The sequence below is a fragment of the Rhodococcus sp. IEGM 1372 genome (assembly GCF_030056835.1).
Taxonomy (GTDB): domain Bacteria; phylum Actinomycetota; class Actinomycetes; order Mycobacteriales; family Mycobacteriaceae; genus Rhodococcoides.
This window is the reverse complement of the sequence record NZ_JASHKS010000004.1, coordinates 224,909-237,635: the sequence shown is the minus strand read 5'-3', so window position 1 is coordinate 237,635 and position 12,727 is coordinate 224,909. Positions and strand designations below refer to the sequence as shown.

The 12,727-nt window shown below is 64.9% G+C and carries 16 protein-coding genes; 6 read left to right on the top strand and 10 right to left on the bottom strand.

Going from position 1 to position 12,727, the window contains the following annotated elements; all coding sequences use genetic code 11:
* Positions 1-157 precede the first annotated feature (157 nt).
* Positions 158-1,525, top strand: a complete 1,368-nt coding sequence (locus QM590_RS07435) for a type I glutamate--ammonia ligase (protein ID WP_269594384.1) — start codon at positions 158-160, stop codon at positions 1,523-1,525.
* A 1-nt stretch (position 1,526) separates the two neighbouring features.
* Entirely contained in the window at positions 1,527-2,225 is a 699-nt protein-coding gene (locus QM590_RS07430) for a DUF6885 family protein (RefSeq protein WP_269594383.1), read from the top strand.
* Positions 2,226-2,318: 93 nt separating this feature from the next.
* On the opposite strand, the gene QM590_RS07425 is transcribed toward QM590_RS07430, so the two are convergent.
* The 4 genes from QM590_RS07425 to rplN are packed head-to-tail and all read right to left on the bottom strand — an operon-like array spanning position 2,319 to position 3,769.
* Entirely contained in the window at positions 2,319-2,504 is a 186-nt protein-coding gene (locus tag QM590_RS07425; RefSeq protein WP_008718273.1) for a type Z 30S ribosomal protein S14, read from the bottom strand.
* A 4-nt stretch (positions 2,505-2,508) separates the two neighbouring features.
* Positions 2,509-3,081: a 50S ribosomal protein L5 gene (gene rplE, locus QM590_RS07420; protein ID WP_008718275.1), complete on the bottom strand. Its 573-nt coding sequence runs from the start codon at positions 3,079-3,081 to the stop codon at positions 2,509-2,511.
* A gap of 1 nt (position 3,082) precedes the next feature.
* Positions 3,083-3,400: a 50S ribosomal protein L24 gene (rplX, locus tag QM590_RS07415; protein WP_032397537.1), complete on the bottom strand. Its 318-nt coding sequence runs from the start codon at positions 3,398-3,400 to the stop codon at positions 3,083-3,085.
* On the bottom strand, positions 3,401-3,769 hold the full coding sequence (rplN, locus tag QM590_RS07410; RefSeq protein ID WP_032397538.1) for a 50S ribosomal protein L14: 369 nt from the start codon (positions 3,767-3,769) through the stop codon (positions 3,401-3,403).
* Between the two features lie 238 nt (positions 3,770-4,007).
* On the opposite strand from rplN, the gene QM590_RS07405 reads away from it, so the two are divergent.
* From QM590_RS07405 to QM590_RS07390, 4 genes are read left to right on the top strand one after another with little or no spacing between them, the layout of a single operon-like run.
* Positions 4,008-5,045: an endonuclease domain-containing protein gene (locus QM590_RS07405; protein WP_269594382.1), complete on the top strand. Its 1,038-nt coding sequence runs from the start codon at positions 4,008-4,010 to the stop codon at positions 5,043-5,045.
* Positions 5,042-5,707, top strand: a complete 666-nt coding sequence (locus tag QM590_RS07400; protein WP_269594381.1) for a hypothetical protein — start codon at positions 5,042-5,044, stop codon at positions 5,705-5,707. The genes QM590_RS07405 and QM590_RS07400 overlap by 4 nt, the downstream gene beginning before the upstream one ends.
* A gap of 17 nt (positions 5,708-5,724) precedes the next feature.
* The gene (locus QM590_RS07395) at positions 5,725-8,850 is read left to right on the top strand and encodes an ATP-binding protein (RefSeq protein WP_269594380.1); all 3,126 of its coding nucleotides are present in this window, start codon (positions 5,725-5,727) and stop codon (positions 8,848-8,850) included.
* 28 nt (positions 8,851-8,878) lie between these two features.
* Positions 8,879-10,201, top strand: coding sequence for an AIM24 family protein (locus tag QM590_RS07390; protein ID WP_269594379.1), 1,323 nt, complete (start codon positions 8,879-8,881; stop codon positions 10,199-10,201).
* A 72-nt stretch (positions 10,202-10,273) separates the two neighbouring features.
* Here QM590_RS07390 and rpsQ read toward each other — a convergent pair whose 3' ends face one another.
* The 6 genes from rpsQ to rpsS are packed head-to-tail and all read right to left on the bottom strand — an operon-like array spanning position 10,274 to position 12,723.
* A complete protein-coding gene (rpsQ, locus tag QM590_RS07385; protein WP_032376635.1) occupies positions 10,274-10,552 on the bottom strand; it encodes a 30S ribosomal protein S17 in 279 nt (92 codons plus the stop codon).
* A complete protein-coding gene (gene rpmC, locus QM590_RS07380; RefSeq protein WP_032376634.1) occupies positions 10,549-10,794 on the bottom strand; it encodes a 50S ribosomal protein L29 in 246 nt (81 codons plus the stop codon). Before rpmC ends, rpsQ begins: the two co-directional genes overlap by 4 nt.
* Positions 10,794-11,210 (bottom strand): 50S ribosomal protein L16, encoded by a 417-nt coding sequence (rplP, locus tag QM590_RS07375; RefSeq protein ID WP_027496313.1) that lies wholly within the window; start codon positions 11,208-11,210, stop codon positions 10,794-10,796. The genes rpmC and rplP overlap by 1 nt, the downstream gene beginning before the upstream one ends.
* A 3-nt stretch (positions 11,211-11,213) precedes the next feature.
* Positions 11,214-12,023 carry a 30S ribosomal protein S3 gene (gene rpsC, locus QM590_RS07370; protein WP_027496312.1) on the bottom strand — a complete coding sequence of 270 codons (810 nt, stop codon included), beginning with the start codon at positions 12,021-12,023 and terminating at the stop codon, positions 11,214-11,216.
* Positions 12,023-12,445, bottom strand: coding sequence for a 50S ribosomal protein L22 (rplV, locus tag QM590_RS07365; RefSeq protein ID WP_037188319.1), 423 nt, complete (start codon positions 12,443-12,445; stop codon positions 12,023-12,025). The genes rpsC and rplV overlap by 1 nt, the downstream gene beginning before the upstream one ends.
* Positions 12,442-12,723: a 30S ribosomal protein S19 gene (gene rpsS / locus QM590_RS07360; protein WP_008718309.1), complete on the bottom strand. Its 282-nt coding sequence runs from the start codon at positions 12,721-12,723 to the stop codon at positions 12,442-12,444. Before rpsS ends, rplV begins: the two co-directional genes overlap by 4 nt.
* Between the last annotated feature and the right edge of the window lie 4 nt (positions 12,724-12,727).

Below are 12,727 nucleotides of genomic sequence, written 5' to 3'. Positions count from 1 at the left end.
ACTCACGCCGCGTCGACGCCGCTCTGGACTCCACCGCAGACACGGTAAAGCGCACTCAACGGCTCAGTTCGGCGCGGCACACGCTCAGCCCAGCCATTTCGCAACCCGCAGGCCCACTTGGACACCCGGACTTCGACTTCTTCGCTAACGTCGGACCATGACGGACTCGAAGGCAGTCGACATCGACCATCTCACCCACTCGCTGCGCGACCGCAACATTGCCGGGGTGACCATCGGCTGGGTCGACAACAACGGCATCGTCCGATCCCGCACCGTGCCCACCGCAGAATTGACGGCAGTCGCGCGACGCGGAGTCGGAGTCACCGCGGTGTTCGCGGTGTTCGATTCGCACGACGGGATCACGTTCGCCCACGACGGACTGTCGACTCCGTCCGGCGATGTGCGGTTGATTCCGGTGATCGACAACGCGTCGAGCGTGGTCGCACTGGCTGGCCAACCAGGGCTTGCCTGGGTACACGGCCGGCAGCTCTCGGCGGACGGCTCTCCCTGGTCCTACGATCAGCGCGCGGTTCTCGAGCGTCAGGTGCAGAAGGCGTCCGATGCCGGATTCGAGGTGCGGGCGGGATTCGAGATCGAGTTCGCGCTGACTCGCGAATCGGACGGCCTGTCCGCTCATCGCGGACCTGCCTACTCCGCGAACGCAGTACGCGATGTCGACGAATTCGTCGTGCTGCTGCTCAACGCGCTTGCCGCGAACGGTCTGAATATCGGCCAGATTCACGCCGAGTACGGCGCTTCCCAGATCGAGATCGCGCTCAGTCCACTCGATCCACTCGCCGCGGCCGATGCGCAGATCCTCGCGCGGCAGACCATCCACTCAGCGGCACGTGCTCTGGGTCTGCGGGCCAGCTTCGCTCCCTTGCCGTCGTCGAGCAGTGCAGGCAATGGTTGGCATCTGCACACGTCGCTGGTCCGCGACGGCCGGAACGCTCTGACCGGAGACGGAGAGCACGGATTGTCCGAGACCGGGCGGTCCTACATCGCCGGCCTGGTTCGAGAACTGCCGGGACTCACTGCCATCACGGCACCGAGTTCGGGATCGCTGCTGCGTCGTCGACCCGGCTACTGGGCCGGTGCCTTCGGGTTCTGGGGCGTCGAGAACCGGGAGGCTGCAGTGCGGCTCGTACCGTCGTCGCCGCTGCTCGGTCCGAATCACACAAACGTCGAGTTGAAAGCGTGCGATGCGTCCGCCAACCCGTATCTGGCGCTGGCCGTCACGATTGCGGCCGGCCTGTCGGGAGTAGCGGATTCGGCCCAGTTGCCGCCATCCGTTCAAGAGGATGTGGGCGGCTGGGACGACGCACGTCGTGAGGCCGCGGGTATCTCCCCACTCGCGACGACCCATACTCAGCAGCGGGAGAACCTGCTGTCATCCGAACTCGTCGCGAACGTGTTGGGCGAGGATCTTCTGGGCGCGTTCGTTGCGTGCCGGGACGCCGATGCCGCGTGGGCAGAGAGTCACACCGAGGACGAACTGCTCGAGTCGTTGCGCTGGATTTACTGAGATGCTGCGACGGTTCCCCGGCGCAGATGCAATCGTCTCGGCACTCGATCGTGTTCTGCCGCAACCGGATCAACTCTGCGGACCGTTCTCGGCATCGGTAGCGTTGACCGCTGTTCTCGACGAGGACGCACCGGATGTGACGGCACTCGCGGTCGCATCGGGATCCGCGATCTGGCCGGGCGAGATCGAGTCGGCCCGTCCTCCCGGAACGCCCCGGCTCACCGATGGGTGGGATGTGTTGCCGAGGGCCGTATCGACCGACACGGCCGGGACCACGGCGGCAGGTCTTGCGGCGGGCATCGAGACGGCGACCGTCCACCGCGTTGCCGTCGTTCCGATCATGGGGCCCGGTGCCGAGGGACTGCGCCTGCTACTTGCTCGCCTTGCCGACGCGCCCTTCCGATTCGGCCTGGTGGCGAATGTACATACCGCAGAGTTGACCGAATTCGATTGGAGTGTAGGACATTTCGTGACCGTCTGGGGATTCGATCCGGTCGCGGACGTAGTAGCGATTGCCGACACCTATCGAGAACTCGGAGACCCGGATATGCCACCCGGATGTAGGACCGTCTCCGCCGATGCTTTCGCGTCGGCGATGTCCGAACGTGGCCTGCTCGTGATCGTCGAGAGCGGTGATCACGATGCCGCACTGGCTCTGACCCGATCGCTCGACCTGCGACACGACGTGTGGTCGGTATGAAGCTCCGGGCCTGAGAAACACGAAATGGGCGTGGGCTCCTCGGAAGGAACCCACGCCCATCAGCGTGGTGTGGTGAAGCCCGGAGGCCTCAGATCACCAGGAGCTCTTGCGAACTCCGGGAAGCTCTCCGGCGTGTGCCATCTCGCGCACGCAGATACGGCAGAGGCCGAACTTGCGGAACACGGAATGGGGACGGCCGCAGCGGTTGCAGCGAGTGTATGCACGCACCGCGAACTTCGGCTTCTTGTTGGCCTTGTTGACCAATGCCTTCTTCGCCATGGACTCAGTTCTCCTTGAACGGGAAGCCGAGGTGCTTGAGCAGCGCGCGGCCTTCTTCGTTGTTGGTTGCGGTGGTTACTACGGTGATGTCCATGCCGCGCGGACGGTCGATCTTGTCCACGTCGATCTCGTGGAACATCGACTGCTCGTTGAGGCCGAACGTGTAGTTTCCGTTGCCGTCGAACTGCGTACCCGAGAGTCCGCGGAAGTCCCTGATTCGGGGAAGGGCAATGGAGACCAGACGGTCGAGGAACTCCCACATGCGGTCGCCACGGAGGGTGACGCGTGCGCCGATGGGCATTCCTTCACGCAGCTTGAACTGTGCGATGGACTTGCGAGCCTTGCGGATCTCCGGCTTCTGGCCGGTGATGGCAGCGAGGTCGGCAACTGCACCGTTGATCAGCTTGGCGTCACGGGCGGCGTCGCCGACACCCATGTTGACGACGACCTTGACGATGCCGGGGATCTGCATGACGTTCTCGTATGCAAATTCGGTGTTAAGGGCGTCTTTGATCTCGGCGCGGTAGCGCGCCTTGAGGCGGGGCTGTTCGCCCGCGATGTTTTCGGTGGTAGTCATCTCAGATGTCCTTCCCGTTCTTCCGGGAAACACGAACGCGCTTGCCGGTTTCTTCATCGGTCCGGTAGCCCACGCGAGTGGGGTTTCCGTCCGAGTCGACCACTGCGACGTTCGATACGTGGATCGGAGCTTCCTGGGTGACGATGCCACCCGAGGATGCGCCGCGCTGGTTGGCGGAGACCGCGGTGTGCTTCTTGATGCGGTTCACACCCTCGACCAGAACCTTGGAGTCAGCGGGGTAGGCCTGAATGACCTTGCCCTTGGCACCCTTGTCCTTGCCTGCGATCACGAGAACGGTGTCGCCCTTGTGCACCTTCATTTACAGCACCTCCGGGGCGAGCGAGACGATCTTCATGAACTTCTTCTCACGCAGCTCACGGCCGACCGGGCCGAAGATACGAGTTCCACGGGGATCGTTGTCGGGCTTGATCAGCACCGCAGCGTTCTCGTCGAAGCGGATGTACGAGCCATCCGGACGGCGACGCTCCTTGATGGTGCGGACGATGACGGCCTTGACGACCTCACCCTTCTTGATGTTTCCACCGGGAATGGCGTCCTTCACCGTAGCTACGATGATGTCGCCGATTCCGGCGTAGCGACGTGACGAACCACCGAGAACGCGGATGCAAAGGATTTCCTTCGCGCCCGTGTTATCAGCGACGCGCACTCGCGACTCCTGCTGAATCACTAACTTCTCCTTGACCTGGATGTACGTACGTGCCGGATTTCCGTCCCGACACGCGCGGTCGGCTGCCGGGAGCGGGCGCACGAAGGCACACCGCTGCCACAGGCAACCGGTCAAGTGTAGGGGAACGGATCCCTGGGATCCAAATCGCCATCGCGCGAGCACCGGCTGTCGCCTGCGAACCCGGAACTCTCGGTACGGTTTCGGGGATGGGACATCTTCGGATCAGCGGGGCGCGGCGATGACGTCGACGGGCGACGGCGGCCACTGGTGGTCGAGTCTGCCACTGGATCGGGTCGTCCGACTGCACGGTGCCACCGAGCGTGAACTCGCCGAGTCGGTGAACCCTCTGCCGTCGGACGCGCCCTCGATCGTGTTCTTCGCGGTCGATCCAGCGACGGCGAATCGTGCCGTCGATCTCGTCGATGCGGTGGTCGCAGAACTCGAGAACGCTGCAGTCGACTCGGTTCCGCTGTTGCTGACGGAATTCGACCATCAGGAAGGCTCGTCGACGTTGCATCGACGCGCTGCACGCGCCGCCGCTGTGCGGCTCGCCGGCGACACAGCGCACTTCGGTCCGTACGTCGGGGCCCTCGCAGATGCCGCAGTCGCGGGGCGGTCGCCGCGTCGAACCGCATTCACCGTCGAGACCCGAGCAGCAGGGTCGGCCCGAGTACTTGCCTCCGCTCAGCACAGAAGCACTGTTGCCCTCGTGTTGGTCGTGCCCGTCGGAACGGACGCCGGAGTCGTCGCGGGAGCCGCGGAATGGTTGTGTGCCCACGCCGGGGCAGGGGTCTGGGTGACGGGCGACGGGGCGTCGAGCATGGACCGATTCCCGTCGGTCTCGGTACGTGCGCCGGAAGTACCCGACGGCGTCAGCACTGTCCTCGATCGATTCCGGCCGCTCAGCTATCCCCCGATCGCGGGTCACCCCCACCCGGCGAGCGAACCCGAGAAGCGTCTGTGTCGCGCGCTGAACGCGCATGACTGGGCCACCGGGCGTGAGCACAACCGCTCGATTCGGCTCGACGAACTCAGCCGACCGTTCACGGTCGACGTACTGTGGCGCACCGAGAAGGTCGTGGTGGAAATCGACGGAAACGAGCACCGGGCCGTCGATCGGTTCGCCGAGGACCGCGTCCGTGACAACCAACTGCAGACACACGGCTACATGGTGTTGCGCTTCACCAATGCTCAGGTGATCGACGATCCGCAACGTGTGGTCGCTACCATCCGCGAGGCAGTATCGAGAAGACGATCGAAGGGGGATCCTCGATGAGCACCGAAGACCTGAACGGGACGGAAGCGGCAGTGCTGCTCGTCCTGATGGCCGAGGCAAGTCCGGTCAAGAACTCCGAACTCAGAGGGATGGGACCCGAGCTCGCGAAGCCGTCCCGGGACAAGCTGAAGAACGCCGGTCTGATCGAGGTGAATGCATCCGTCCGACCGATGACTCTCGAACTGACCGACAAGGGTTGGCGCACCTGCGGCGAACTCATCGGTGGTGAGCCACCGGCCCGGTCGACAGGAGCAGGAAAGGCCATGTTCACCATCTTGGCCGGGTTGCGTCGGTGGCTCGACCGCACCGACAGCCGTCCGGCAGACGTGTTCTCGCCCCGCGGAGACAAGGCTGCACCGGACGAACCTGCAACCGACGAGAAGGCCGTCGATTCCGATACCGTCGACATCGAAGCCTCGATTCGTGCGGCGTATGCCCGGATCGCGCGCGAACCCGGCAGCACCGTGAGACTCTCGCGCCTGCGAAACGAGTTGCGCGACATACCCAGAACCGATCTGGACGACGCCCTCGCACGTCTGCGTCGTGCGGCGGACGTCTCGTTGATTCCCGAAGAGAATCAGAAGACCCTGACCGACGAGGAACGCGCCGCGGCCGTCGTCGTCGGTAATCAGCAGAACCACCTTCTCTCGATCGAACCATGATGGGCGTTGACTCGACGATGACGGACAACGAGCAGATCAGAGCTCTCGAATCGGTGCGGTTGAGCTGGGCACCGACCCCCGACGACGTGTGGCGTTCGCAGTCGAACGTGCACGTGCCGGGAATGCACGAACGAGTGTTCCTAGAAGTGATGAACGCATACGACGACGCGGACGCCTCCGACGACGCCAGTCCCCTCGGGGTCGTCGTGCGCGGCCCGGCCGGTTCGGGCAAGACGCACCTGCTCGGCCAGGTACGCGAAGAAGTGCAGCTCAAGGGCGGCTACTTCTTCCTGATCAGGTTGCTCGACGCTGCCGGATTCTGGCGCTCGACGCTGATGGGGATGCTCGACGACCTGATGCGTCCGTCCGGCCGCGGATCGGACAGCCAGCTCGGACTGTTGCTCCGACGCCTGTGCGAGATCGGCGAGATTCCCGACGATCGACGCGCAAAGATCATGGGCGAGAACATGATCGACGCGGACACGTTGAACGACTTCGTCACCGCGGTGTACAAGGTTCACCCCCGCCACCGCCGGACGTCGCAGCACACGCTGCGCGCACTCGTGCTGTCCATCGCCCCCGACTCGGCAGTGCAGGACCTGGGTGACGCGTACCTGCAATCGATCGACGATGTCGATCCCGACGAGTTCTCGGCCTGGGGCATCCGCCGGGCCGAACTCGGCCATCAGGGCATCGCCGAGAACATCTCGCGTCTGCTTGCCATCACCGGTCCGACGATTCTCGCGATCGACCAGATCGACACACTCGTGGCGCAGTCTCGTACCGGATCGGATCAGGAGTTCGCCGACGCTCAGGAAGACAAGGTCGTCGAGCAGCTCGCGCACGGCTTGATGTCGTTGCGCGAGACCCTCCCCCGCACCGCCTCGGTACTTTCTGCGCTGTCGAGCGCCTGGGAACTGATCGCCGCCCGCGGAGTCGCGCCGATGCGTGACCGCTTCCGAGTCACTCAGTCGCTCAAGCCGATTCCCTCGTCGGACATCGGACGCCTCCTTCTCGGGCGACGTCTGGCAGCGTGCTTCCTCGAAGCCGGGTTCACTCCGCCGCACCCCACGTGGCCGGTCGCGCCCGACGCGTTCGAGCAGGCCCCCGATTTCACTCCGCGCCAGCTGCTCATCGCCGTCGATCGCCACATCAGGCACTGCCTCGACGCCGGCGTCGCGTCGGAGTTGGAGAGCTTCACCGACAGGTCGGGTCCGGCCGATGCGCCGGATCTACCCACGGCGCGGGTCAACGAACTCGACGCGCTCGACGATCGCTACAAGCAACTCCGCGAGCAGGTCGACGTCTCGATTCCGCTCCGACCCGACAGCGAGGACTCGATCGTTCCCGCACTACTGTCCGCGGGCCTGACCGCGTGGATTCACGAGCATCAGTCGTCCGACGACAGCCTGGCCCAGGATCCGCCGCCGAGCGGCAAGCCCGCGCTGCACGCTCGCCTGCGCCACACCGTCGACACCGATACCGACGACGAAGAGCACTGGTGCTTCCGCGCGGTCACGTCCGGTAACGCCCGCGCCGCGCTGGCCCGAGTGGAACGGGCCGTGACGACGGCTGGCCTGCGGATAGACATGCCGAGGCGTCGGCTGATCCTGATCAGAAACGATCCGTGGCCGAACGGAGCGAAAACCGAGCAGACAATCGCGGCCCTGCGCCGCGCCGGCGGCATCGTGGTGCCCTTCGGTGACGAGGACCGCAGGGCTCTGGCGGCGTTGTCGACCCTGTTGACCGAGAACTCCCCCGCACTCACGTCCTGGCTGCTCGCACGCAAGCCGGCGCACGATGTGGAATTGTTCCGGGCGGTGCTTCCCGCTGTCAGTGTCGTCGACGACGACACAGCCCTCATCGAACCCGAGACGCCGAGCGTCTCCGCGCAGCCCGCGGCGCCGCGGCGGCCGTCCATCGTGGTCGGTGCCGAACTCAGCACAGGTGCGGACGTCGCCGTTCCACTCGAAGCGTTGCGCAAGCACACTGCGATCTTCGCGGGCTCCGGTTCGGGCAAGACGGTGCTGATCCGTCGCCTGGTGGAAGAGTGTGCACTGCAGGGAGTTTCGGCGATCGTACTCGACGTCAACAACGACCTGGCTCGGCTCGGCACCGCGTGGCCCGAGGACGAGAGGACGTGGCCACCGGGGGACGAAGCGAAGGCGACCGCGTATCTGCGCGACACCGACGTCGTGGTCTGGACGCCTCGCAAGTCCTCGGGTCGGCCGCTGAGCTTCCAGCCACTTCCGGACTTCGTCAGCGTCCTCGGCGACGCCGACGAGTTCGAGGCCTCCGTCGAGTCCGCACTGGCCTCACTCGAACCGGCTGCGGGAGTTCTGGGCACGTCACAGAAGGCCAAACACGGTCGGGCCGTGTTGAAGTCAGCGCTCGATCTGTTCGGTCGACGGCCGCAGGGCGGGGACCTGACCGCCTTCATCGACCTGTTGGAAGAGTTCCCCGAGGACGCCAGCGAGATGCGCGATGCGGTGCGCATCGCGGCCGGACTGGCCGAGAATCTCAAGGCCGCCGCCGCGAACGATCCGATGTTCGCGGGAGCGGGTACCCCGGTCGACCCGGCCGTTCTGCTCACTCCTGCCGAGGGCAAGAAGGCCAGGGTCTCGGTGATCAACCTCGCCGGCCTGACCACCGACGAGCAGAAGCAGAGCTTCGTCAACCAGCTGCAGATGGGTTTGTTCGCCTGGATCAAGAAGAACCCGGCGGGCGACCGGCCGCTGGGTGGGCTGTTCGTGATGGACGAGGCGCAGAACTTCGCGCCTTCGGACAGGACGACCGCTGCGACACACAGCACTCTCGCTCTGGCCTCGCAGGCACGCAAGTACGGACTCGGTCTGGTGTTCGCCACCCAGGCCCCGAAAGGCCTGCACAATCGAATCGCCGGCAATGCGTCCACTCAGTTCTACGGCCTGCTCAACAGTCCCTCGCAGGTCGAGGCAGCCAAAGAGATGGCGCGGGTGAAGGGTGGCTCGGTTCCCGACGTCGGACGCCTGCCCGCCGGTCAGTTCTACGCGGCCGTGGAGGGCGCAGAATTCCGTCGTACGGCCACTCCGCTGTGCCTGTCCTACCATCCGAAGAGTCCGCCGACCGAGGAAGAGGTCATCGAGCTGGCGCGCCAGTCCTGACGCCCTCGACAGTGGCACACTGGATTCGATGAAAACCCTCGCACGCGGGGAGAACTGCCCCGCTCCTGCCGGTCCCCTGACGGTGACACTCGCAGCGTCGACCTCGGTCGACGTCTCCGCGCTGCTTCTGGGGCCGGACGGGCGGGTCCGTTCGGACGCGGACCTGGTGTTCTACAACCAGCCATCCGCCCCCGGTGTCGAGTATCGCCGTGCATCGACCGGGCACCTGCTGATGTTCGACGCCACCGCCGTCCCCGCCGGCGTCGATTCCGTGGCCGTTGCCGCGTCCCTCGACGGAACGGGGCCGGCAACGTTCGCGGCTGCGGGTCCGACGGCGGTGACGGTGTCCGATGTGTCGGACACAGCCCTGGTGGCATTCACTGCCGATGCACTCGGAGACGAGAGCGCGCTGGTGTGTCTCGAGTTCTACCGCCGCGGCGAGCAGTGGAAGATCCGTGCCGTCGGCCAGGGCTACGCCGATGGTCTGGCGGGGTTGGCCACGGCGTTCGGGATCAGTGTCGAAGACGACGAGCCGACGCCCGACACCCCCGACGAGCCATCAGCAGACGCCGCCGCGCCACCCGTGAATTCACCCGTCCCTCGAGGAGTCCTGGCCATGAGAAGTGAACTGTTCACGCCCGCCCACGCCGAGGTTCCCGGCTCGGGCATTCAGAAGCAGGGCAGCAAGATGTGCCGAATCGGGATGAACGGTGACGTGATGGCCCGGGCCGGTTCGATGGTCGCGTACCAGGGCGATCTCCGGTTCGAGGCCAAGGGCTCGGGTGGTATCGGCCGGGCGCTCAAGCAGGCGCTCTCGGGCGAAGGTGTCCCTCTGATGAAAGTCACGGGCCGGGGCGACCTCTTTCTCGCCAACGCAGCTCAGGACGTCCATCTGATCGACCTGGACGGGTCCGACGGTCTGACCATCAACGGTGCCAACGTTCTGGCTTTCGAGTCCACGCTGAGCTACGACGTCAAGCGCGTGCAGGGCGCTGCGGCAGGCGGTAACGCGGGCTTCTTCAACTGTGTGTTCACCGGGCGCGGACGGATCGCCATCACCACGGACGGGATTCCGGTGGTGCTGAACGTCGATCAGCCCACATTTGCCGATCCGCAGGCTGCGGTTGCGTGGTCGTCCTCGTTGCAGACGAGAGTCAAGAAGAACGATTCGTTCGGTCTCGGCACGCTGATCGGCCGATCGACCGGTGAGCGGTTCACCCTCGAGTTCGCGGGCCAAGGGTTTGTCGTCGTACAGCCGTCGGAGCAGCCGCCGGGCGGGATGATCGGTGGCAGCGGCAGTGGTGAGCAGGCCGGTGTGGGCGGCGCGCTCGGCGGCTTGTTGGGCAGGTAGTCGGCAGATGTGCCGATACGACAAGACCCACCCCCAATCTTCCGGGGGTGGGTCTTGTCGAGCACGAGGTGCTTACTTGGCCTTTTCGAGAACCTCGACCAGTCGCCAGTGCTTCGTGGCGGACAGCGGACGGGTCTCCATGAGCTGAACGCGATCGCCTACGCCGGCGTCGCCCTTCTCGTCATGTGCCTTGACCTTGGTGGTGCGACGGATGATCTTGCTGTAGAGGGGGTGCTTGACCCTGTCCTCGAGCTCGACCACAATCGTCTTTTCCATCTTGTCGGATACGACGTAGCCGATCCGAACCTTACGGTTGTTGCGCTCTTCAGTCACAGTGTTTTCCTCGCTCATGCTGCGTCACCTGCTGTGTCCTCGGAAGGACCAGAGGCCAAGCCGAGCTCACGTTCACGAAGCACCGTGTAGATACGCGCGATTTCGTGGCGCACCACGCGCAGTCGACGGTTGTTGTCCAACTGGCCGGTAGCCATCTGGAAACGAAGGTTGAACAGCTCTTCCTTCGACTCACGCAGCTTGGTGACCAGCTCTTCACCGGTGAGCTCGCGGAGCTCTGCGGCTGGGGTTCCGGTAGCCATCAGAACTGCTCCTCCCTGGTGATGATGCGTGCCTTGATGGGCAGCTTGTGGATGGCGCGAGTCAGTGCCTCACGCGCGATGGTCTCGTCGGGGTACGACAGCTCGAAGAGCACACGACCCGGCTTGACGTTGGCGATCCACCACTCGGGCGAACCCTTACCGGAACCCATGCGGGTCTCGGCAGGCTTCTTGGTGAGCGGGCGGTCCGGGAAGATGTTGATCCAGACCTTGCCGCCACGCTTGATGTGGCGAGTGATCGCGATACGAGCGGACTCGATCTGACGGTTGGTGATGTAGGCGGGCTCGAGAGCCTGGATGCCGTAGTCACCGAATGTCACCTGAGTTCCGCCCTTGGCGGCACCCGAACGCTTCGGGTGGTGCTGCTTGCGGTGCTTGACCCGGCGGGGGATCAACATGCGTCAGCCCTCCTGAGTGGGCTCGGTCGAGGCCGGAGCCTCGGTTGCGGATGCCGCGCGGCCGGCCTCGGTGCTGGTCGCCGTGGTGCCCGAGGCACCGCTGCGACGCGGACGAGTGGGACGCTCACGACGGGGACGGTCTGCACCGGCGGCCGGAGCCGCAGCGGCAGCGAGTTCACGCCGTCCGCCGACGATGTCGCCCTTGTAGATCCAGACCTTCACGCCGATGCGGCCGAAGGTGGTCTTGGCCTCGTACAGTCCGTAGTCGATGTCGGCACGGAGCGTGTGCAGGGGAACGCGTCCCTCGCGGTAGAACTCCGAGCGAGACATTTCGGCACCACCGAGACGGCCGGAGCACTGAACACGAATGCCCTTGACGTTCGGCTGACGCATGGCCGACTGGATGGCCTTACGCATTGCGCGACGGAATGCGACGCGGTTGCTGAGCTGCTCGGCAACACCCTGGGCCACGAGCTGAGCCTCGGACTCGGCGTTCTTGACCTCAAGGATGTTGAGCTGAACCTGCTTGCCGGTCAGCTTCTCGAGAGCTCCGCGTATGCGGTCGGCCTCGGCGCCACGACGACCGATGACGATGCCCGGACGTGCCGTGTGGATGTCCACGCGAACACGGTCACGGGTGCGCTCGATCTCGACCTTCGCGATGCCTGCGCGCTCCATGCCGGTGGCAAGAAGCTTGCGGATCTCGACGTCTTCCTTGACGTACTCCGAGTACTGCTTGTCTGCGTACCAGCGCGACTTCCAGTCAGTGGTGATACCCAAGCGGAAGCCGTGCGGGTTGATTTTCTGACCCACTACTGAGCCCCTTCCTTGGACGCCTGGCCCTTACGACGGTTGCGAGACGTTCCGCCGGTCTTGGGCAGGCTTTCGACGATCACCGTGATGTGGCTGGTGCGCTTGCGGATCCGGAATGCCCGGCCCTGAGCGCGCGGCTGGAATCGCTTGAGGGTTGCACCCTCGTCGACGAATGCAGTGGCGACGATCAGTGTGCTGGGATCGAGATCCAGGTTGTTCTCGGCGTTGGCCGCTGCGGAGGCGATCACCTTGGCGACCGGCTCGCTCGCTGCCTGCGGCGCGAACTTGAGGATGTTGAGCGCGTCCTCGACGGAGCGCCCGCGAACCAGATCCACGACGCGACGTGCCTTCATCGGCGTGACGCGAACGTGCTTCGCTACGGCCTTGGCAGTCGGATTGGCGGTGGGGGTGAAGTTGGTCATCGCCTCTTCGCCTTCCGGTCGTCCTTGATGTGACCCTTGAACGTGCGGGTCGGTGCGAATTCCCCGAGCTTGTGGCCGACCATGGAGTCGGACACGAACACCGGCACGTGCTTGCGACCGTCGTGGACGGCGAAAGTGTGACCGATGAAGTCGGGCAGGATTGTCGATCGACGGGACCAGGTCTTGATGACCTGCTTGGTTCCCTTGTCGTTCTGGACGTCAACCTTCGCGAGGAGGTGATCGTCTACGAACGGGCCTTTCTTCAGGCTGCGTGGCATTCTG